This is a genomic window from Flavobacterium sp. 22659, from assembly GCF_052044235.1.
Lineage (GTDB): Bacteria > Bacteroidota > Bacteroidia > Flavobacteriales > Flavobacteriaceae > Flavobacterium > Flavobacterium johnsoniae.
In genome coordinates this window covers 19,698-42,537 of sequence record NZ_JBQEMU010000021.1, presented here as the reverse complement: position 1 = coordinate 42,537, position 22,840 = coordinate 19,698, and the positions used below count along the sequence as shown (strand labels likewise).

The 22,840-nt window shown below is 37.0% G+C and carries 20 protein-coding genes; 5 read left to right on the top strand and 15 right to left on the bottom strand.

Translation table 11 applies throughout. From position 1 onward, the window contains the following. Positions 1–103: 103 nt before the first annotated feature. From ACTJIW_RS18705 to ACTJIW_RS18695, 3 genes are all read right to left on the bottom strand, one after another. Positions 104–685, bottom strand: a complete 582-nt coding sequence (locus tag ACTJIW_RS18705; RefSeq protein WP_440716269.1) for a hypothetical protein — start codon at positions 683–685, stop codon at positions 104–106. Continuing rightward, entirely contained in the window at positions 669–1,457 is a 789-nt protein-coding gene (locus ACTJIW_RS18700; RefSeq protein ID WP_440716270.1) for an alpha/beta hydrolase, read from the bottom strand. Before ACTJIW_RS18700 ends, ACTJIW_RS18705 begins: the two co-directional genes overlap by 17 nt. Before the next feature lie 87 nt (positions 1,458–1,544). Further along, positions 1,545–2,120, bottom strand: coding sequence for a Crp/Fnr family transcriptional regulator (locus ACTJIW_RS18695; protein ID WP_440716271.1), 576 nt, complete (start codon positions 2,118–2,120; stop codon positions 1,545–1,547). Positions 2,121–3,860: 1,740 nt separating this feature from the next. On the opposite strand from ACTJIW_RS18695, the gene ACTJIW_RS18690 reads away from it, so the two are divergent. Then, positions 3,861–6,341, top strand: coding sequence for a PAS domain-containing sensor histidine kinase (locus ACTJIW_RS18690; protein WP_440718468.1), 2,481 nt, complete (start codon positions 3,861–3,863; stop codon positions 6,339–6,341). Positions 6,342–6,377: 36 nt separating this feature from the next. Here the strand turns inward: ACTJIW_RS18690 and ACTJIW_RS18685 are convergent, their stop codons facing one another. Beyond that, positions 6,378–6,809: a response regulator gene (locus ACTJIW_RS18685; protein ID WP_073411361.1), complete on the bottom strand. Its 432-nt coding sequence runs from the start codon at positions 6,807–6,809 to the stop codon at positions 6,378–6,380. 537 nt (positions 6,810–7,346) lie between these two features. Between ACTJIW_RS18685 and ACTJIW_RS18680 the strand changes: the two genes are divergently transcribed. Beyond that, the gene (locus tag ACTJIW_RS18680) at positions 7,347–7,724 is read left to right on the top strand and encodes a response regulator (RefSeq protein WP_012025764.1); all 378 of its coding nucleotides are present in this window, start codon (positions 7,347–7,349) and stop codon (positions 7,722–7,724) included. Here the strand turns inward: ACTJIW_RS18680 and ACTJIW_RS18675 are convergent, their stop codons facing one another. From ACTJIW_RS18675 to ACTJIW_RS18645, 7 genes are all read right to left on the bottom strand, one after another. Beyond that, the gene (locus ACTJIW_RS18675; RefSeq protein WP_073411359.1) at positions 7,725–8,627 is read right to left on the bottom strand and encodes a magnesium transporter CorA family protein; all 903 of its coding nucleotides are present in this window, start codon (positions 8,625–8,627) and stop codon (positions 7,725–7,727) included. Positions 8,628–8,828: 201 nt separating this feature from the next. Continuing rightward, a complete protein-coding gene (locus ACTJIW_RS18670) occupies positions 8,829–9,338 on the bottom strand; it encodes an SRPBCC family protein (protein WP_440716273.1) in 510 nt (169 codons plus the stop codon). An 18-nt stretch (positions 9,339–9,356) separates the two neighbouring features. After that, positions 9,357–9,500, bottom strand: a complete 144-nt coding sequence (locus tag ACTJIW_RS18665; protein WP_440716274.1) for a hypothetical protein — start codon at positions 9,498–9,500, stop codon at positions 9,357–9,359. 28 nt (positions 9,501–9,528) lie between these two features. Then, a complete protein-coding gene (locus ACTJIW_RS18660; protein ID WP_440716275.1) occupies positions 9,529–9,753 on the bottom strand; it encodes a hypothetical protein in 225 nt (74 codons plus the stop codon). Between the two features lie 238 nt (positions 9,754–9,991). Continuing rightward, on the bottom strand, positions 9,992–10,480 hold the full coding sequence (locus ACTJIW_RS18655; protein ID WP_073411356.1) for an STAS/SEC14 domain-containing protein: 489 nt from the start codon (positions 10,478–10,480) through the stop codon (positions 9,992–9,994). 80 nt (positions 10,481–10,560) lie between these two features. Next, positions 10,561–11,319: an SDR family oxidoreductase gene (locus tag ACTJIW_RS18650; RefSeq protein WP_440716276.1), complete on the bottom strand. Its 759-nt coding sequence runs from the start codon at positions 11,317–11,319 to the stop codon at positions 10,561–10,563. 78 nt (positions 11,320–11,397) lie between these two features. Next, positions 11,398–13,587, bottom strand: a complete 2,190-nt coding sequence (locus ACTJIW_RS18645; protein ID WP_440716277.1) for a hypothetical protein — start codon at positions 13,585–13,587, stop codon at positions 11,398–11,400. Between the two features lie 589 nt (positions 13,588–14,176). Here ACTJIW_RS18645 and ACTJIW_RS18640 point away from each other — a divergent pair. Beyond that, on the top strand, positions 14,177–14,422 hold the full coding sequence (locus tag ACTJIW_RS18640; protein WP_012025757.1) for a hypothetical protein: 246 nt from the start codon (positions 14,177–14,179) through the stop codon (positions 14,420–14,422). Positions 14,423–14,604: 182 nt separating this feature from the next. Here the strand turns inward: ACTJIW_RS18640 and ACTJIW_RS18635 are convergent, their stop codons facing one another. From ACTJIW_RS18635 to ACTJIW_RS18620, 4 genes are all read right to left on the bottom strand, one after another. After that, positions 14,605–15,183 carry an IS3 family transposase gene (locus tag ACTJIW_RS18635; RefSeq protein ID WP_440716278.1) on the bottom strand — a complete coding sequence of 193 codons (579 nt, stop codon included), beginning with the start codon at positions 15,181–15,183 and terminating at the stop codon, positions 14,605–14,607. Positions 15,184–15,247: 64 nt separating this feature from the next. Beyond that, a complete protein-coding gene (locus ACTJIW_RS18630; protein ID WP_440716279.1) occupies positions 15,248–16,408 on the bottom strand; it encodes an IS3-like element ISFjo2 family transposase in 1,161 nt (386 codons plus the stop codon). 379 nt (positions 16,409–16,787) lie between these two features. Continuing rightward, the gene (locus ACTJIW_RS18625; RefSeq protein ID WP_440716280.1) at positions 16,788–20,279 is read right to left on the bottom strand and encodes a T9SS type A sorting domain-containing protein; all 3,492 of its coding nucleotides are present in this window, start codon (positions 20,277–20,279) and stop codon (positions 16,788–16,790) included. Between the two features lie 16 nt (positions 20,280–20,295). After that, entirely contained in the window at positions 20,296–20,823 is a 528-nt protein-coding gene (locus tag ACTJIW_RS18620) for a DUF6252 family protein (RefSeq protein ID WP_440716281.1), read from the bottom strand. A gap of 353 nt (positions 20,824–21,176) precedes the next feature. On the opposite strand from ACTJIW_RS18620, the gene xseA reads away from it, so the two are divergent. Further along, positions 21,177–22,625 (top strand): exodeoxyribonuclease VII large subunit, encoded by a 1,449-nt coding sequence (xseA, locus tag ACTJIW_RS18615; protein ID WP_440716282.1) that lies wholly within the window; start codon positions 21,177–21,179, stop codon positions 22,623–22,625. Continuing rightward, entirely contained in the window at positions 22,585–22,809 is a 225-nt protein-coding gene (xseB, locus tag ACTJIW_RS18610) for an exodeoxyribonuclease VII small subunit (RefSeq protein ID WP_440716283.1), read from the top strand. The genes xseA and xseB overlap by 41 nt, the downstream gene beginning before the upstream one ends. Positions 22,810–22,840 lie beyond the last annotated feature (31 nt).

Here is a 22,840-nt window from a genome sequence, read left to right as displayed (position 1 = left end):
GTTTTTATAGTTTAACCGCGCAGCTAACTGAAAAAGAGAAGGCCTGCTGGCCGTCTCTTTTTTGTCTCTCATTTTACATTTTAATGAAATTTAGAAAAGAACATTAATGAGTAAACGTTGTCGTCCAGCCTATTCCAAACTGATAACCTGATTGCGCCTTGTCGACTATTAAAGGTAAAAAACCATATACTCCGATATAATTGTTGCGATTGATCTTATATTTTGGAGCAAAAAGTAAACCATAATTTATAAACACTTCACAGTTGGAGTAATCTGTTTCAAATCCTGCACGCTTATTTACCAGGGTTCCCTTGGTATATGCAAAACTGGCACCCAGAGGAACTTCGAAATTTAATTGTATTTTGGAGAAATTTAAAGAATAGCCAAGGTTTATTGCAGGCACCAGTCGCATGTCAACATCATTCCTTAAATATGCTAACGGTTCTGATTCGCCTTTAAAATCAAAATAAGCAGCAAGAGATATTCCTACTGTAAAATAATGTTTGCTTTGGGATAAGGGTACTGTATACTTGCTATACACACCATAATAGATGGCTTCATCACCGGCTATAATTGCCCCGCCTTCTATTGAATTATTGTTTTTTCTGCCGTTTTGGGAGAAAGTAAAATTAAAATACAATAAAGTAAAAATAACAAGAACGCTTTTTCTAATTGCTGAACACATAATCTAATCCTTTTTTAAATCCTTCATTAACAGCACCTGAATGGCCGCTTTTTTTAATATATTCTGATTTGTGCTTAAAGTTTGAAAAAGACCTGCTGTCTAATGTATTATTCATTTGCTCAAACGATCCCAGTGAAACACCTCCTTCCAGAGTTCCCATGCCATTGAAAAATTTTACCGGCAGATCAGTATGTGTATCTGCATATTTTTTTTCGTATTCGAAAATAATGCCTGAGTCATACCAATAGGATGTTCCAATAGCCACAAATTTGTCAAAAGGGTTTGATATTCTGTCCTTAGCCATAACGTACTGAGTAAATAACCCTCCAAATGAGTTGCCAATCAATGTTTTATTGTTGGACTTGTCTATATTATATCTTGCCTCTAATTCAGGAATTAATTCATCTTTTAAAAACAGATAAAAATTGTCAGCCCCGCCTGAACCTTTGTTATATGCAGTGGGTGTGTAGTCTCTATTTCGTTTTTCACTGTTGCCGATGCCAATAAATATCGATGGCGGCATACTGCCCCTTAGGACTTTGTTTGAAATTAACTCAGAAATAGTATTAAAGTGCAAATCACCATCCAGACCAATTACTAACTGATTAACTGATGCCGGACTATAATTTTGAGGCAGATATACATAAATAACGTAGTCTTCTTTATGTATATTTGATTTTAAGACAAACTCTTCAGTTGTCCCAATGATCTTAAAATCCTCAGCTCTACTGCAGCTGATTAATAAAATCAACAATAATGAAATGTGTCTCATGTGTGTAAAAGTTATTATTTTTTTTACAAAAATAGAGTAACTTTATACAGTAAAACTTATTCGAAATCAAGAAATTCCGATAAGATGCTAAGTCTTTTTTAGGTACTTTTTTTTAACTCTGCTATATGTTTCAGGAGTTAAACTCAGATAGTTGGCAATTAGTTTTTGAGGAACTTCTTTTAAAAAATCCTCTGATTTTGCGATTGAAAGTAAAAATAATTCAAATTTTTTATAAGCATTTTTATATTGTAATACCAAAGATCTTTTTTCTCGTTCCAAATGAACCTGTTCATATAATTTAGTATAGATGTAACAGAAATCGTGGTTTTCCAGCAGTAATCTCTCAGCATCAGATTTTTCTATATATATGATTTCTACATCAGTTAGAGCTTCTTGTATTTGGTTTGAAGGACTGTTTTCTACATAGCTTGTAAAACAGTTATAGCTCATGCCGGCAAGAGAAAAATCGATTGTGCATAAATTGCCATCCACAATTACATACTGATGGACAACCCCTTTTAATACTAAACTGGTTTTAGTTTCAATTTGTCCTAGATCTAAAATTATTTCATTTTTTTTGTAGGTCTTCTTTTTACAGATTTTTGCAATAGGTTCAAAATTTTGGTTTGATATCGAGTGAACCTGATTAAAAAAATTAAACAAAATTTGCTTTTCTGATGATTGAATGTCGGTGTGATTCATTTAGTTTGCATGTATGAAACATTTTTGGGATTACGTGCTGATTTCAATTTCGCAAATTACAAAAGCTTATCTGCGGCAGATGAATTTAGAAAATTATCTAAACACCAGTTTTTATAAAATCGTCATTACTAAACAATTTAAGTCCAAAAAACGAATGATAATTTCCGATGATGCAAAGTCATTTTGTGCCATTGTTGTTCATTTTTAGATCTCGGTTAGTCTGCAAGACCGTCGATGTATTACAGCTAAATCTCAAATATACACCGTTTTTTTAAATTGTTTTAGCATTATTTTAAAGGAAAGAAAATAACAGTAAAAATGATCAAACTTACTTTATTGATTTGGTGTATAATAAAAAATGTCACCAATTGTCTTCAATTGGCGACATCTGTCTGAGTGACCTTACAGGGACTCGAACAGTGTTTTTCACTGGAGATTGAACCTTTTAATGTAATTATTCCTTAGTTAGTTAGTTAGTTAGTTAGTTAGTTAGTTAGTTAGTTAGTTAGTTAGTTAGTTAGTTAGTTAGTTAGTTAGTTAGTTAGTTAGTTAGTTAGTTAGTTAGTTAGTTAGTTAGTTAGTTAGTTAGTTAGTTAGTTAGTTAGTTAGTTAGTTAGTTAGTTAGTTAGTTAGTTTTTCTTCTCTTTTAGATTTTTTTAGTTTTTGTTTTGTTTTTGGCCAGCGATGGGGGAGTTGGGAAAAGAAAACTTTCCCAACCTTTTACATCACAGAAGCATCTATCTAGGTAGAAACTGGAAACGAAAAAATCGAATGATTATGAATCCCTATCTGAAGGTTTTAAGCATGAATTAGACGAGGTCACTTTAGAAAAAATAAATGAAGTTAAAAAAGATAGCTGGACAATTTTTTCGTCAGATATTACAAAACTTGACTTTAAGAATTTAGACACTAAAAGATTATAACTAAGAATAATAAATTTAATTGGAAAAAGATTCGAAAATGAGCGATTACAATATAGAAGGCACACCTTTCAGCGTTAGTTTTTCAGATTATTTTGATAGTCAGAAAGCTGAATTTAAGATCATTCAAGAAAAAGAAGCATATCCAAAATAAAACGAATGTAATAAACGAGTTAAAATATTGTTTACCAATATCTTAACTCGTTTATTTGTTTTTATTTTGTAATATTTTGTTCTTCTACTTGCCAATACAGAAGTTAGCACTTCTGTATTTACAAGGGGTTTTAATGGTCGAGGTACAACTGAGGTACAAAAAATTAACAAAGGATTACAAAATAAATACAAATAAAAAATCGAAATTAAAATCTGATATAAGGACTTTTTGATATATATTTTTAAGAACACATTAAACCAGTGGTTAAAGCAAATTTAGTAAATTTTTTATGAAGATACTTTTTGATAATTATTTAGTTTTCAAAATACTATTTCTTTGTGTCTAATATAATTGTTATGTTTTTTTGCAATGTTTATCTTTTTAAGAATGTGGGTGGATCTGTCATAATTTACTGTTTCATTTGTTAATCCTGTGTATGAAAAAAGATATTTCGATATTTTTCGAAACTTATATTATTTCTTTACGGTTTTATAAAATTCCCATTTTTATTTTGAAGAAAGCTTGATTCTTAGTGTTTTAAGATGTAATTTGCTAGTGCAGATATTTTGAAATATTGCGGGTATGCCAAAATTGCACTACTTTTAGAGCTGAACCAAATCTATGACCGTGAACACAGAAGACCAATTGCCTGAGTATTCATTTTTAAAAAAGGGAGGTGAAGCCGGATCCATTTTACTGCAAAAAGACTGGAGCACCACAGCTCTGGGCGCTCCGAATAACTGGACGGAAAGCCTTAGAACCGCTGCTGGAATCATGCTTTCTTCACGTGTGCCCATGTTCTTAGTCTGGGGTAAAGAAAAAACTCTTTTGTACAATGACCCTTTTATTATATTCCTTAGAGAAAATAATAAACATCCTTATGCATTAGGAAAAACACTAACAGATGCCCTGCACCAGGATTGGCTGGTGGTCTGCGATGCGGTGCAGGGAATTATTGAAAAGGGAATTTTAAAATCCGAATCCAACATTACTGCCACAGTAATGAGAAACGGATTGCAGCAGAAAGTATATCTTACTGCAGGTTACAGTGTCATAACAAATAAAAACGATACCATTGAAGGCGTTTTTGTGACCTGTCTGGAAAATTCTGCCGTTATCCCGGATATGATCGGTTCAAGTTCTGTCCGTTCGCAGCTTAACAGCCTGCTGATGCAGTCGAATGCAGGAATTGCACAGGCCAATATCCAGGGGCGCGTTGTGGAAGTGAATGACCGCTACTGCCAGATGCTAGGGTACAGCCGTGAAGAAATCCTGCTGATGAATTTAGGTGAGCTCACTCATCCGGATGATTTGCAGCGAAATATGCTGTTGTTGCAGGACTGCATTGAAAATGGAAATGATTTTTTAATTACCAAACGTTATATATGCCGTGACGGATCCGTAATCTGGGTTAATAATAGCATTTCAGTTGTTATGGACCAGCTGGGTGAAAAGTACATAACGGCCATAGCTATCGATATTACTGATCAAAAAGAAAAGGAGGAAAAACTGCTGGCTAGTGAAGCTCATTTACAGCTTTTAAGAGATACAGTGCCGGCCATGATTTTTTATCTTGACCAAGAGCAGCGCTATGTCACTTACAACACTGTTTTCAAAGAGTGGTTTTCCATTGAAGGCGATCAGGCCGTTGGGAAAACTGTTCGGGAATTTTTGGGTGAAGCCGCTTATGCAAAAACGCTTCCTCATCTTAAAATAGCTTATGGCGGAAAACAGGAAAAATACGAAATGTTTGCGCCGTCAAGAATGGGAATTAAAAGATGGCTCAGTATCGTTTATACACCCCACAAAGACCCTAAAGGAACTGTTGTGGGACTTATTGTGCATGCTACCGATATTACGCAGAGTAAACTGGCAGAATTCGCCCTTCGTGAAAGCGAATCAAAGCTATTGTCTGCCGTAGAGGTGGCCCAGCTGGGTACTTGGTCGCTGGATATTGCTACGGGTATCAGCACCGTCTCGCAGCGCCATGCCGATATGTTTGGACTGAGCGGTACTGTGATGCCGGCCGAGGCTATCAGGACTTTGATCAGACCTTCGGATTATAAACGTGTAACGGAAGCCTTTTTAGGAGCCCAGAAGCAAGGTTCTAACGGCAGTTACGAGGCAGAGTATAGAATTATGCATGGGAAGAACGGCAGGGAAAAGGTTATTCATGCCGTTGGCCGGACCCATTTTGATGAAAATGGAAATGCTTTGTTTATAAGCGGTACTACTCAGGATATTACCATTTACAGGGAATTGCAGCTGGCGTTGGAAAGCGAAGTAGAAGTGCGAACCAATGAACTTGCTGTTGTTTTAAAAGAACTTCAGGAAGCCAACAAAGAGCTTGAACAATCTAATAGAGCTCTAAAACACTCCAATGAAGAGCTGGCACAGTTCGCCTATGTTGCCAGTCATGACCTTCAGGAACCCCTGCGCAAAATTCAAATATTCGCTGCCATGCTGCAGGATGGGAATTCAGGAAGGGATCCAAAGACGATTATTGGCAAAATAACTGCTTCAGCGGCGCGTATGAGCCAGCTGATCTCTGATCTGCTTGCCTTTTCAAGACTGATCCAGCCTGAAAAAAATCTCCAGACAGTGGATCTTAACCGGCTGATGGAAAGCATATGGACCGATTTTGAACTGACAGTTACCGAAAGTGGAGCCGAATTAGATTTCGATAACCTGCCTGTGTTGCAGGCTGTGGCATTACAGATGAACCAGCTGTTTTATAATCTGGTAAGCAATTCGCTTAAATTCATTAGTCCGGACAGGACTCCGAGAATAAAAATAAGTTCAGTGTTGCTGCCTTATGAGCAGGCCGCCTTACTGAGCAGTTCGGTACTGCTTTCTGTAAACTACTTCCATATATCTTTTAGTGATAACGGTATTGGTTTTGAAAAAGACCACGAACAGCAGATTTTTGAAATTTTCAAGCGCCTTCATGTTCAGACGGTTTTTCCGGGCAGCGGCATCGGTCTGGCATTGTGCAGGAGGATTGTTATGAACCATCAGGGTTTTATGTACGCTGAATCTCAAATTGGACAGGGAAGCACTTTTCATATTTTCCTTCCTGACCTACCTGCCGGAGAAATCCAGTACTAGTTTTTATCTTACCTTTTGTAAAGACTGTAAATTTTCTCACTTGTAAAAAAAGTTGTTTTTGGTCACAACGTGACTCTGCCAGTCTATTGAAATTACATATTCAAGGGATTTTTTTAGATCTTTCAATGAAATTGACTTTTGTACATAAAGCGAAGCGCCAAGATCCAGGCATCTGTTGACAGTATCTGAATTGTTGGTTGTGGAAAGAATAATAACCGGTATATTTTTAAGGTTTTCCGCTTTTTTGATTTCCTGAAGAACTTCAAACCCGTCTTTAATGGGCATATTCAGATCGACGAATATAACAGAGGGATATGGCGGCGGGTTTTCCAGCTGCAACAGCATCTGGTCACCAAATTCAAAAAGACTGATTTTTTCACCGATCTGCTGGGTTACTTCTTCAAAAAACATTCTGTCATCCTCATCGTCATCCACATAAAATATTGTTGTACAGGTGTCTACTGCCATAAAATTAAATTCAGTAGGTAAAGGTAAAATTTTAGAACTGATTAACTAGTAAAACTTTACATTTTTGACTGGTTTTCAAACAGTGAAATTTCGCTTTTAATCTAGACATACATAAGCTTTTAGAGAGTGGCTGCTCTTTCGAAAAGAGTGCACTGGCAGCGATTTCCATGTTCGTATTTTTGCCGATAATGAAATAGGGATGGACAGCTTGCTAGGGAAAGATTGTTGCTATGTTCCAGCACTTTCACCTAAGGGAGAGTGAGGTAATGGGATCGGCTTGATTTATTCAGACGTATAGTCGAAAAACATAACGGGGGTGTAAGTTTTACCAGTACTCCCGGTGAGGATCCTACTTAGGGATTTATCTTCCCAAAAATTTAATCGGAGGTTCTTATGTTGGTGCTTTTAAATATATTGGAAACTGTGTTGAATTTGAAAATATTTTTTTTTCTATTTTTACAATTACTGCAAACCCCAGTAAGATAAAATACGTATTTATAACTACTGCGGTTAAATAAAGCAGTTAAAATAAAAGTCATGTTATATAAAAATATTTTACTGATTGACGATGATCATGATGATGCTGAATTGTTTCTGGAAGCCGTTGCTTCTCTTAACAAAGAAATTTCAATACGATGGATAGCAAGCCCTCGGGCTGCAATGGAAGAATTAATTTCATCAGAATACCTTCCGGATCTTATTTTTTTGGATTATAATATGCCCCTAATTAATGGAGGGGAACTGCTGGAAAAGCTAAAAAGTAATAACAGGCTTTCCAGTATCCCTGTAATTTTAATTTCAACCCCATCTGAAGAATTCATGAAACTGAAGCTTGAACAAAATGCAATAATAAAGTACTTTAAGAAGCCTAACAGTTATTCAGAACTTATTGCGATACTCGATTCAATTTTATAATCAAAGCCATTTCTTTCTTTTAAACCAGAAAAAAATCAAAATAGATATAACAAACATTGATATAATGGTGAGAGGGTATCCAAAAGGCGACTCTAATTCAGGCATAAATTTGAAATTCATCCCATATATTCCCACTATAAAAGTAAGCGGCATAAAAAAGACCGAGAAAACCGTCAGGATTTTCATAACATCATTAGTTTTACGGGCAGAGAGGGAAAGATAAATATTGAGCAGGTTGTTGGCATCTTCCTGTACCTGATCATAGAGCAGGACCAGCTTGGTATGCAGGTCACGTACATCACGCTGCGCAGGACGTTCTTCTCCCTCGGCTTTGATCGAGTTTACCACTTCGTTGCTCAGCAGGAGCAATTTTTTGTAAAGCCCTGCACGGTTTTTCAGATAATAAATGTCTTCGATCATATCATCGGGTATATTTTTCTTTAAAAACAGGGTGGATTCATAAGAATCAATATCGGCAGATAGTTTCATGGCAGGTTCTTCAAATGAACGAAGGGCATCTCCCACAATATGTATGGCAATTCCTGAAGCAGATTTTATTCTTCCTGTACTAACCAGGCTTTCCCTGATATTCTGAATCAAAGGCTGTGCACAGCGGTGTATGGTAATAATAAACTTATCAGTAAAAAACACGGCAATTTTGCTGCTCAGGCTTTGTATGGTGGGAAGTTTCTGTTTTTCGTCGTGCAGGAGCCTGATAATAAAAAAATGAGTATCATTATGCTCTTCATATTTTGGAAGATGATCTGGATCGAGCGAGTCGAGCAGGGCATACGAATTCAGGCTGTATTTACTGCTGACTGATTCAATGTCTTGCTGTGTAGGATTGTATATATCAATCCAGGTGATCTCAGTACCTTTTATCTGACAGCTGCTTAGTGCCATAATCTTTTTTGTTTGTATGGTGAATTGGCAATAAGACGTATAAGACGGAATTCTACAATATTTTTCATCATGATTTTATAAGTAGAAATTTTTCTTTTTTTATTAATGTTTTTATTTAAAACCAGACAGGAAGTAAAAACCTTTTGAAATCCTGATTCAAAAGGTTTTAAGAAACAATCAAAAAATCTTGTTTATAACTGTTTATTGTTTGGTTTCAAGGTAAGATTTAAATCCTTTAATATCATCGCGTACGATTTTCTCAAAAATAGGGTTCAGCAGTTTTGCTGCACCTTGACCGGCAATTCCCAGAGGGGCACGATAAGATATGGTGATGTCTATTTCGGTGATGTCTCGATGGGCTTTGAATAGTACTTTTCCAAAGTTTTTAACCGGCGCATCATGGGTAGACTGCCAGCTTAACATCTTTTCCTTTTGGTCTTTAATGATTTCCGCTTTCCAGCTCAGTGATCCAATGCCTGCTGGTCCTTTAGCGCTCCATTCTGATTGTGTACTATTGATTGTTTTCACTGATTCCAGATGGTTCATGAATTTTGGAAGATTCTCTAAGTTGCGCCAAAAGGCATAAACCTCACTAATAGGTTTATTGATAGTAATATTGGTCCTAATATTAACATTAGAACCTTTGTCATTTTTAAGATGATCTACAGCGCTGTAAATTGGGCAATAGCCGCTGATACCTCTGGCAAGCATGGCGCCTCCAGATGTAATCTACGAAATGTTTTTCTTTTCCTGGGTCAAACCTTTGTACAACAGATAAGATCCAGCCGCTGTCATAAGGATGCGTTCAAATGGAGAAACATTTATATTGCTTTTTGAGCTTACTTTTCTATTGGATATAGTTGAAGTGTGCATAGCTTATATTTTTAAAAATTATATACTGTTAACTGTTAGTTGCGGCGCTTCCTGTGCTTCCGGCACCTCCAGAATTGTTGTTGTCGCCTTCTTTTTCATAACGGTCAGGATCTGTTCCGTCTTCGTCACGCTCTTCGCCCCAATCTCCTGTGTTGACATGCTCATTTGGATTCTTATCTGCAGCTGCATTTAACTGTTGGTGGTACGGACATTTTTGAAGTTCCTCATTGCTGTAATTATGTAAATTTTCCATGACTATTAATTTTAATATTTTAATAATCCTAAATTAAAACAAGATGATGCTTTTCAGATTACATGGTAAATTGTTTTTTTTATCAAATTACCATTGCATTGCAGACACATTTTGGTAAAATTATTAGAAGTATAAAGTAATAAAAGCAATTACCGGAAGTATAACATTCTCAATACTTTTCTAATCTTTTAAAAAATAATATGGCATCAGATATAAAATGAGATTTGTAATATCTAAATTATGGTTTGTAATTATAATCAATATCATCAGAATCTGAATAGCCGTTAGATTGATTTTCTTCACCTAAATCATCAGGATCAATAAAGGGTTCATTTCCTACTTCCTGTGTATTAAAAACCGGAAGTTCTTTTCCCTGAACCCAGTTTAAAGCCTCCTGAAAACTTTCTTTTTTATAACATCGAAATTCGCCTGATACAATGTACCGAAATGAATTGGTAAAAGAAATTGCTTTTTCACATTCTGTTACCACAGCTGTACGATTCCATTTTCCAAGATTACGAAGTCCGATCAGAGTATCCTCAAGCCAGGCAGAAGTATTGAAATTTTCGACTTCGTTATCAATTAAAAATAAAAAATTGATCTCGTTGATTCGTTTCATTAAAGCTGTTATAGAGGGAATTATTACTGTTTTGTAATCATATGCCGTTATCTCACCGACAGTTCTAAAAGCCGCTGCGTTGTCTGATGTTTCAATTTTTAGGATCATATTGAATAAAAATTAAATCTATTTTTCTTTGGGGAACATTTTAGCTGCTTTATAAAAATCAGCAATGCTTCCTGGTTCAATTAAATAAGCTGAAGATGAGGCCTGATCTGCATTGTTACAATATCACATCTTTTGGGCTGGGAAAGGCAAAATAATGTACTCATTGCAATGTCGTATGCTTCAAGCATCTCCATTTTTTCTATCTTCTCTTCCTGTTCTGCATTGGTTCCGGGCTGCATGTCGCTTGTCACCGCTCCCGGTTCAATTAATGAAACTTTAATTCCCAATGGATTTAATTCCTTTCGCAGCGAAGTGCTGAATCCTCTTATAGCAGATTTAGTTGCTACATATATTGTACTTTTTGCTTCTTTACTTTCTGCACTCATCGATCCGATATTGATAATATGTCCTGATTTTTGCTGCTTCATCCTTGATACTGCTTCCTGAGCAAATGCGAGATAACCGGTAATATTGGTATCTATAATATATTTATAATCATCATAGCTTTCGTTAGTTATTCCTGGAGCTCCCAATGCCGCATTGTTGATGAGGATGTCAATGCCGCCGAGTTCATTGTCTGCTATTTCTAAGATTTTCTGAATATCTTCTTTTTTAGTGACATCTGCTGGAGTACCGTAAACTTCGCTTCCGGGAAATTGTTTTTGAATATCTGCAACGGCATTTTTGAAATCCTTCTCATCTCTTCCAAAAATCAGCACCCTGCCGCCAAGTGATACCAGTACATCGGCAATTGCTTTTCCTATTCCGGTTGTTCCTCCTGTTATCACTATTTTTTTATCTTTTATGTTCTGTCCAAAATAATCTGTTAATTTTTCCATTCTATATTTTTTTATAAAGTAATTACTATTTATTGTTTGAGTATTGCGCATTCTGCCATTTTGATACTTGGCCTTGATTCAATATTCCCATTTAATTTTAACCAGACCTCTGCCTGAAATTTTATAGTCATGTATTTCTGCAGTCTTGTCGAAAGCACTGAGAAGTTTCTTATCCTGAAAGACAGTCATTTTAATACTTCTCTTACCCAATTTCAGTATTTTCAAATTGCAGCACATTTCCTTATCGCCGTCAAGATGGATGGTAATTGATTTTCCTGTCTTGCTTTGGTGCATAATGGGATAGTCGATAAAAATTAAAAAGTCTTCATCGATTTTGATGTATTGTCTTGGTACCACGCCAAATGCCATTCCGGCACCGTAAACTTCCTGACCTACCTGACCGCTTTTTTCCCAGCCATTGTAGAGATCTTCCAAAGGGATCCACAAATCATGCTGGAGCTCACCAGTTTTTACTTCATCAGAAAGCATTTCTTTCGGAAGTAAGGGAGGATAGTAGTAGGCAATCCTGTTAACGGCATATTTAACAAACTCAGGAATGAGTGTCTTTACTGCAGGCAGTAATTGCACATCTTCGGCCTGAATTAAATATTCTGATAAAGCGGCATATACTTCCAACTCTTCATATGCAGCAGTGTAAGGCGCATCATTGAGCGGAAATATCGAAAAGAAATTGGTGTAATTTTTTCCAAATCCATACCTGCAGTCATACAGCTGTACATTTTTAAATAGCCCGGCAAGACATATATAACTAAGATCGAGATATAATTTTTTTGAGGTAATTTTATATAATTCTAACAAAGCGCCGGCAGCAAAGGCAGTATTATTGGCTTGGTATAAAATAGAAACGCCGAGATCCTCTAGTTTTTTTGCCGCTTTTTCAGCTTCTTTTAAATACCGTTTTTCTTTTGTCAGCTTATATACTAAAAGCATTAAATGAGTGTAGGAACCCGGAACATCATTTTCTCCTCCGGCTCCGGGTGCAGTTTCTTTTTTTATAATTTCCAGTGTTTCCATGTTGTAAAATACAGGCCATTTATAATCAAAATGATGGGCGGTCCTGATTACATAATCAATAGAATCCAATAGAAGCTTCTCAGCTGTTTTATTACCATGAAGCGCCAGTCTTGATAAATTCATAAGCGGATGGTGGAGGTACCAGGAATCCATCACCATTTCTTTTTTCTGTTCTTCTGAGCCATCCAGCTGCTGCGCAAGAGAGGGAAGCCAGCGGTTGATACACTTTATTTTCGGATCGTAAAATGCAGGAAGTCCTTTAATTAAATCATCACATACCGGTTGTTTCTCGCTGCTCCATTTTTCATATTCTTTGAAAGGAATTAGTACAGCGAGCTGCACCATACTTTCAGCGGGAGTTTCATAATCGCATAAGTAGGCATTTAGATACGGGATTCCGTTTTTTTGAGTCCATGCACCCTTATTATTTGTTAAATCGGTAATTACCTTTTTTGCAATGTCTGGCCAGTTGTTATATTCAATTTCGGGCTGTTGCAGTACTTTATATATCTTGACAAGATTGTTTAAAAAGTGTTCGCAAATCACAGCTGGTTTATTTACAACTTCAGTGTGCAGTATGACATAAGCATCTGAAAGGATAAAAGCTTTACCGGCAGGAAGAGGCAGTTTATCAGTGGATGGCAGCTGAAAACCAACTTCCGGCCATTTTCCGCCAACTGTATTTTTAGATTCAGTTTGAGTAGCTTCACAATATTCAGATAATGAGGTGAGATTTTGGAAATAAAAAAACGACCCAGTCTTAGGTTTTGTTATGCTGGCAAACAATAATCCTGAGCGGGATCCAAATTGTTCCATATGAATTATACCATTGGTATTTTGAACACTTCCATTTTTTGTCAGCGGAATAATGTCACGGGGCCAGAATGGTATCATCAACGGAACAGCAGCCGTAAATGTGGTGGTATAGTGTAAGACAGGCACTGCTGTATCCGGAAAATTTATGCGGACTTCATAACTGCCAAGTCTTGAATCCAGAATAACCACAATACTATCCTGGTCATCAAATAGATTGGATACCTCAAAACAGCTGTTCATGGCAAAGGCGGCACGAAAAGCTACTTTTCCACTATTGGGCATAATGGCTGTAATCCAAAGAGAATCACCTGTGTTATAAAGCTGATAGGTAAAGGAACTAATTTTTCTTTCTAAAAGTATTTCACTATTTTCAATATCTGCCTGAGCAGTCGCGCTCCAAGGGGTAACTGTATGCATAATGATAAATTTAGTTCGTTATATAAAGTGCTTAGTAATAAGCATCAGCCCGCATTTAGTTCCTGCGGTGGAATCAATCTGGTATTAAAGATAAATTCCCGCTATCACCGTACCGAAAGAGATAGTCATAAAGTAAATGAATAGTCCGTACCTGCGTAAAAATGCCTCCATGATATTTTTATTTGTAACAAATTTCAGCAGAACCACTACTTTATTCTTTACATAATTTATTTTACATTTTATAAGATTTTGTCTAGTGAATCCAAGAACTGTATTCATAATATTATATTCAACTGAGTGGCAGGGTAATTTGTTTAGTACGAGTGTATTACCAGTTTCCTGAATGTTTTGGAGGCAATGTTCTCATAAATATCCAAATAGAAACACGGCCTGCAGTTTCCATATGTGCAAGGACTAGTCTATACTCTTATTTAAGGTACGGATGAAGCGTATAAATAGTAATAAAGAAAGAATAGAATATTTTTGGAATCTTGACCTATTTTTTTAACAATCTCTATTATAGCAGTAATTGCCTAAATTATTATATTTGATTAGAATAATTCCGATATAACTATACAAATCTTTCACAATGGAAAAAGCAATACAATTAAAAGTGAGAAAAGATTTGGACGCACGCCAGCAGCTCACTGTCATTAAGCTTAAAGGGAACCTGATTTCAAAAGGATATACCGAAATTATCCATATTCTAGATCAGGATGACGAGTACCATATCAACACTTTTGAAACGGATTCAGACAAACGTAATGAAGTCCAGCAGTATATTGCGGCTTTTATCGATCAGGAGAATCTTGTAGATACCATCACATTAAAGTAAATCCAATTTTCAAACCAGAGCCCGCCCTATATCAAGCCGACGGGCTCTGAACTTTAATTCTGATAAAAAGCATTGAGTCTTATTGGATTTAAACTTTCATTAGAAATAATATAGAAATATTTTTGATGACAAGACCTTTTTTGGTAATTACTTGTCTACAAGTACTGCATTCTGAAAATATCTTAAACTTTGCATTCTAAGTTTAGTTCCTTCATGTATTTTTTTATTGTTTTACGAGCTACTTTATAGCCCAGATTTTGAAGTTCGACCTTAATCCGAGGCGTACCATAGCGTCTTTTTGCATTATGAAATATGATTACTATTTCTTTTTTAATTAATTTTTTTCTGGTCTTTTTATTTGAAATAGTCTGGTTTTTCCATGTATAATAGGTGTCTCTGTTAAAATTTACTGCTTCGCACATTAATCGTACAGGATATTCTTTTTCACTTTCTAACATAAAGCTAAATAGGATTTCATTTCCTTGGTCAATATATTTCAAAGCACTTTTAAAAAATTGGTATTTTAATTCAGATCTTTTAATTTTCAGTTCAAGTATTTGAATTTTACTTCCTTCTTTTAGGGGCTTGTCCTTTTCTATATTTGCATTTTGAGCTTTTTGAAAAGCTATTTTCCAATTGTAAATAGCACCCGGATAGAGCCCAAGTTCTTTTTCAAGTTTTCCAATATTCTTTTTTTCGCAGCTCAGCTGAACAGCTTTCTCTTTAAATAACTTGTTATATGATCTGCGTTGTTTTTTCATACACTTATGACATTTCAATTATGTTTTTAAAAGCAGGTACATATTAGTTTTGTATCCATCCATACTATGAATTTAAAGTGTTAAACTCTTCTATAGTTTTAAAATTCAGCGACGTGTGGATTCTTTTTTTATTGTACCAGTTTTCAATAAATTCAGATATCTGATTCCTCATCTGCTTTGGTGTCATGACTCTATTTTCACCTCTGATCAATTCCCTTTTTAAGGTGCTGAAAAAGCCTTCCGCAACGGCATTGTCAAAGTGGTTTCCTTTACCGCTCATACTTCTAATGCAGTTGTAGGACCCCAGTTTTTCCGCGAAGGCTTTACTGGCATATTGAACACCGCGATCAGAATGGAATACCAGTCCCTCCTCGGTTTTTCGATTGCGTACAGCCATTTCCCAGGCCGGTATTGTGGTTTTTATTGTGGAAAGTTCCGAGCTGATATTCCATCCTATTATTTTTCTATCATACAGATCCATGATTATGGTCAGGTATAGAAATCCTTTAGTGGTATGAAGATAGGTAATATCAGAAACCCAGAATTTACCAGGTTCGGAAACTGTAAAGTTTCTGTTTAGTACATTAGGTGGAGTGTAAAGACTGTGTTTTGAGTCTGTTGTTGTTATTTTAAATTTTTTTTTAATCCTGCGCAGTCCTAGAGCTTTCATATGAAATGATACTCTCCTGTGATCTATAGTAAAGCCTCGGCTGTTGAGTTCTTTTGTGATTTGATTTTTGCCTTTGAGCTTTTTAAAATCTAAAAAAATGGAAGTGATCTCTTTTCGTAATAAGATTAAATATTTTTTTTTCTCTGAAATACCTTTGTATTTCCAAGTTAAGTATCGGTTTGAACCAATACCTAAAACCTCGCACATTCGCACAACACCGTATTTTTTTTCATTGTCTTTTATAAATTGATAGGCTGGCAGGTTTCCCTGCAAGAGAAATGGCGCTCCCTGTTTTAAAATTTCAAATCTCAGTTCGGATTCCTTTTTTCTTTTTTCGAGCTCAAAAGTTCTTTTCTGATCCGGATGAACCCTGACAAATCCCGGTCCCTGAAAACTGGCGGTTCCAAACTGCTGAAATTCCTTGCGCCATCTGGTAAGTAAGCAGGGCAGTATCCCAATTTCTTCAGCATATCGCTTAAGGCTGTTTTTTTCATAGCTTACTTTAACTGCATTTATTTTGAAATCACGATCATATAATTTTCGGTTTATTTTCATAATTCAATTTCAGTTATTTAAATTATTAAGTTGTACCGTTGTACATTTTGGTTTTGAGGATAACTAGTTGGTATATTGAAGGTAGAGTAAAATACCAAGATGATAAATATAAAACGGACCTTTTTAATTCTGATTAGTTCACTTACAGTCACGTCCGGGACAGGGGGAGAAGGTTCATATCAAGATATTTGAGACCTCCTTTGAGTATAGGGACGAATAAAAGCAGTTTATTGCCGGTTTAATCAGCGGAAAAACCTATCGAGACGATTTCGTTTCAGCAACAAAGATTTAATTTAATCCGTTCAGAGTCTTTAAACAAAAAAAACCTTTTGGGATCAACCCAAAAGGTTTTTTATCAAAATTGCTAGTTTCTTTTGTTTTATTTGACCAGAACCTGATGGCTTTCAGTCTTACCATCAACATTTATTCTAAGCACATAAACACCGAGCGGCAGAGCGGAAACATCAAGCTGGGCCGTGTGATTTTTAATTGTCACGGCAGATTTCAGATCACCTGAAATATTATAAAGTTCTGCGCGGATTAGACTGCTGGAAACCGGCCTGTAATTTTCATCTGCCAGATTTATATTTATAATATTACTGCTTGGGTTGGGATAAATTTTATAACTGGTTTGATTACCGGCAGATCTGCCCTCTATTGGTCCGATTGGTTCCAGTGGACCGGGATCTAAGAAACCAAGACAAGTGATTGCAACGCCTCCTGGAATTGAACGGACTACCCCGCATCGAGAGGTACAGGTCAGTGTGTAATCCAGAACAGGACATTCTATTTCATCTGCCATATATTGCGGCACCCAGAAAGTATATATGCCGTTTGTTCTTCTTTCAATATTAATATTTACAGGAACACCTTTTATTTTAAAGTCAGAAAAGGTATACTCGCTGTCAGGATTATTGGGGTAAACCCACATATTGAAAATCAGATTTCCATTGGCAGGATAGTTGTTGTATAGATCGGTCGGATATTGGAAAACGGTTTTTTGCGCTCCAAAATATTGATTGTCTCCAATTTCTACATACTGAGTCATGGTTGAACCGTCTGTAGGGAAAGTTGCCGTAAGCTGTCCTGTTCCCGCCATTCCGGTATTTTCCTGAACTGTAACGGAGTATCCAGAAGTAGAAAGTATAGTTAAGTTGGGCGTAACCGACCATTGTATTACAGGTATATCAGGACAGGTTCCAGGAATGGTATAGGTTACTGTCTGGTTTTCACAGATATCATGAGGGCCTTCTATAGAAGATGTGTAATGTATATTTCCAACATTGATTGTTTTGGATATAGTTTTGTAACCGCATTCAGGACTGCTGAGTGTAAGGCTTAATACAATCTGACCCGTTGCTCTGGGAGCCAGCAGCTGAAGTGAAATTGAATTTGTTCCGTTTCCGGTAAGAGCAACCAGATTGGCGCCTTGCGTTACATTCCAGGTATAACTTTGGGCAGCGTTGGGAACACTATATACCGCTGTATTACAAAGCGAACTGCTGCCGCTGATCTGCGGGTCAGTGCATATGAAGGAACAATTTGATTGGATAGGGTTGGGAGAAGGATTTTCCACTGCATTAAGCTCAGAGGCCAGCCAGTCTCCGTTTCTTTTGTTAAAACTAATGTGAGGTTTGTTATGTGCAGCGGTGTTTGTATTGCTTATATCAGCCGTAAAATTTGCAAATGGACTGTTTTTAGGAGCCTGAGGCGGAATGGCGCCAATATAAGAGTTTGTATAATCAGCATTTGTCAATGATATATTTCTTTTTCCTATATCCAATGCACTTGCAGTTGGAATAAAGTTAAAACGATCTCTGATCATCACATTCAAATCAGGGATAGTATTGTTTGAATTTAGGTTTTTAGTATCATAATAACCACCTCCATAGGTATCAAAAGGCAATAAGTTTGAAGGCTGGTTTTTGCCAACGTTAGTGAAATCAACTGTGATTTTTACGAGCCAGAATATTTTCTTTGTATATGAAATTTTTCCTCTGTAGATTCTATTGCCTTCAGAGGCATACAATGACTTTGCCTGAAAATCCGCTGCATACGTAGAATGTCCCGGATGCAGTCCCAGAAACGCTACGGTGTAAAAGTTACGGTTTATAAATTCACCGGCCAGGGTGCCTCCCAGGGGATTGATTACTAAACTTGCCAGATCTTCTAAAAAATTTAAACTTTTATTGTATTGAACATTGACGATGTCATCTCCGGGATTAAAATTCTGCGGTGTACCGCATTCACTTCCGTTGCTTATAGCAATATTGCGGCACTGAAGGGGATAACCTCCGCTGTTGGGCAGTCCTTTTGATTTTAATTCGTTGTAAAAGCTGGTATATTCGGTATTGTCTATGGCATAATTTGTATTTACAAAATTGGCAATTAACTGTTTGGAGGCCGGGGCATCAAGAATTGACAGCGAATTCACAACATTATATTTATCATCGGCAATGGGAATAGTTACTAAATTCCCCCAGGTAGTATTGCCCACCTGTGCAAATTGTTTGGTAATATGACGAAACATGTATTGAAGTGAAACCGGTATATTGGCTCCCTGCTGGGGTGAATCATGTGATATGAATAAACCGGTCTGATGATCTATGCCTCTTTGTTCCATATCGGCAAGCGCATATCGGGCAATTACACCGCCCATGCTTTGTCCCAAAACTACTGTTTTTGCGTTGGTTACTTTACGGGAATTTACATAACTGATTACCTGTTCGAGCACATACGCATTTCGCTGCATGTAATCTACCCCGTTATCCCAGTCAACGTAAATGATATCATAATGCTTACCTTCCCCAAAAAGTAAGTTTCTCAATTCGATGCTGCTGGAATTCATTACAGAGGTTCTAAAAGTGGCATAATCCGTATTCCCATATGTTTTTTCTGGTTCCAGTAAAATGCCCAGGTCAAAGCCTTCTACAACAATTAACGGATTTCGGATTCCCAGACTTGGTTCCCCGGCATAATCTATAGTCAGTTTGGCAGAACCCGTCATGCCCAGATAAGGTATTGTTCCCGTTATCTGAACCGGTGATTCATTCGGATTTACTCTGCACAATTCGCATACAGGTTTTGGAGGCGGCCATATAAAATCACCGAAATTTTCTTCTCTTCCAATTTTCATTAAAGAGTGGCTGTACAGCGAAGTCCCGTCAGAGAGATTTAATTTGTATTTCCAGATTTTAGTTCCTGTTGTGGTATAGGTTACGGTGATATTTTGATTCAACGGCACATTTACATAGCCTGAACCATTACTGAAATCAATTTGGATGCTGGATACTGAGTTTTGTGCATTACTTAAGAATATGCTCGATGGGATCCTTACCTGCAGCACTTTGCTGTCCTCCTGCATAACGGCCGGCGACATAGCAAACGCTTTCATTTCCTGATACGGATTCTGCCAGACACCATTTACAAATTTATCATAAAATATGTTGTTCGACAGTGTGAGTTTGTTGGATGAAAGGGCATTAGCGGCAAATTGTGAATATTTATAGAACAGACCGCTTACGGTCAGTACCCCGGATGTTTTTTCTGAATTCCACAGAGTATCGTATTCGGCAGGACTAATCCAGGCGGGGCTGGATGCCTGAACCCTGCTGGTAAGAAGGGTTTTATAAATCTGTTTTAATATTGTTTTATTGCAATAGGTGCTGTCGCTTAATGTACCGTTAAAAGCAGGTACATTGATAAATTCCATTCCATAATCGAGTAAAATTCCATTGGGTATTCTGGAACGGTCTAGAGAACCAAAGATCTGGTTCATTTGTGAGCTGAATGTTGTATTAATTTCTTCCTGTTGGGCATTCATGCTGCTGTAAAAGAAAAGCGTAAAAAAGATAAGTAAAATTTTCTTCATATATTATATTTAAGGGTTAGTATTCCATATCAAACCGGCCTTCCCGTACTTCAACTTTTTCGCCTTTATCATTAACGGCATCAAACCAAAATGTACCGCTGATGGTGGCTTTTTTGTAATCATGGTTTGTAATTTTTAATTCACCTTTAACAATGGAATTGGTCTGATAGAGATTATCACTAAAATCCTCACTGAACACCGCATACTCTCCAAATTTGGAATTTTCTCCATATTCTTTTAATTGGTACACCTTATTTACTTCAAGTGTTTCATTTAAACTGGCAACATTGACAGTTCTGATTGTATTGCTGATTTTTTCATTAATGGCAATACTGAAGTGTTTCTGATCTGTATATTGACAAAACAGCGGAGCCGGCAGATTGCCTTTGGGCAGAAAAGCTTCGCCATTAACCAGACATCCTGCAGTATTAGCTCCCGTAGAAGTTAATGCAGGAAGCTGTTCTAATGCAGTTTTTGGTTTATCGTCTTTATCGCAGGAATTCAAAAATGTCAGGAAGACGAATAAAATTAGCAGATTTTTCATGGTTTTTAAGGTTTATATAAAGATGAAATATTTTTTTAAATATAGGATAAAATTTACATTGTGGTATTGTTATGCTAATTTAATTTTTAAGTTTTTTCTTAACTGTTACTAAATAATGGGGCTGGAATCCAGTATATTGCAGTACCGTATGGACAGCAGTTCTTCGCATGCCGATTTTTACGGTATAATAAAAAAAATTGTATAAAAAGTTGGAAGTTATCTGCCGGCTCAATACTATAGTTTTCTAATAAAGCTGTTTATTAGGATCCTAAAGAGTACTTTGGAGATTGCGTTGTATTATTAGTACCTTAGCAGAAATAAAAACAAGCAGAGAAAAAACATAAAGTGCAGCCTTGAAGAAAACTATGCAGCCAGTCCAGTATATAAAACTCTCACAGCTCAACGACCAGATCCAGGATACGATCAATGCCCGCTTTAAGGGACAGACCTACTGGGTAGTGGCCGATATTACCAATCATTCTTTTAAGGCTGATAAAAAGATCCACTATTTTGAACTGGTCGAGAAATCAGATAAAAGCAGTGCGATCACAGCAAAAATAATGGGCAAGAGCTGGGGATCCGGAGCACTGAGGATCCTTGATTTTGAAAGCAGCACCGGACAGCGCTTTACCAACAACCTGCATGTGCTGGTGCAGGTAAGCGTGGATTTTCATCCGCTGTATGGCCTTTCGGTGAACCTTCTGGATATCGACAGCAGTTTTATGCTGGGCATTCTCGAGCAGCAGCGCAACGCGACACTTGAGAGGCTTGTTAAGGAAAATGATTTTATAAAGAAAGATGGTGAGCGGTACACGACATTGAACAGTCGTCTGAAACTGCCTGCAGTAATACAAAGGGCCGCGGTAATCTCTTCAAGCAGTTCTGCAGGAAATGAGGATTTCCGCCACACCATGCAGCATAATGATTTTGGTTATGTTTTCCAGATCGATGACTATCACACCGTTGTTCAGGGGGACAATAATGCCAAACTTTTTTTAAACAAGCTTATTGAGGTCTACAATACTGGGATTCCTTACGATGTCATTGTTATTACAAGAGGCGGAGGATCACAGTCCGATTTTCTTATTTTTGACAATTACAATATTGGAAGGGCTGTCGCTAAATTCCCTATTCCTGTTATAACCGGCATCGGGCACCAGAAAAATGTCAGCATTACCGATCTCATGGCCCATACCCATACTAAAACCCCAACCAAGGCTGCGGAGTTCATCATTGCTCATAACAGGAGTTTTGAGCTGGGAATACTAGCGCTTCAGAAAAACATCGTCATAAAATCCCAGCAGCTTTTTCTGCAATATCATAACGAGCTTAACAGTCTTAAAAATGCTGTTGCCCATAATGCCAGGGAATTGATCTCAGTGCAGAAAGAAGAACTGATGATGGCTCGGCAGCATATTGTTCAGACAGGAAAATCCCTGTTAAATGACAAGAAACAGCAGCTGCTTTTAACGGCGCAGCTTACCCTACAGCGCCCGCAGGGCATCATCCAGCAGAAAAACAGTAATCTGCAGCACTTAAAAGCAAACTTAAAGATTTTTACCAGCCATTACCTGCGCAGCCGCAAACTGCAATTGGAGGACTGCCGGAAAACCATAAAACTGCTCTCTCCGCAGCATGTACTGAGCAGAGGGTATGCTGTTGTACGGGTTCATGATAAAATTATAAACGGAGCCGGCAGTATACAAGAAGGAGAGCAGATTGAAATACTATTAAAAGATGCCATACTGAAAAGTACGGTCAATGAAAAAATACATTATGATGGAAAACACACTGACTTATGAGGCAGCTGCCAAAGAACTGGCATTAATTGCCAAAGAAATGGAAGATGAAACGATCTCTGTGGATGAGCTGGCTGCCAAAGTCAAAAGAGCATCTGAACTCATTGAGTTCTGCCAGGCAAAACTTAAATCTACCGAGACTGAAGTAGCTAAAATTATCAGCGCGATGGAGAACGCGAAGGAGTGAATCTGTGTCATGCATACTAAAACCGTGTTTT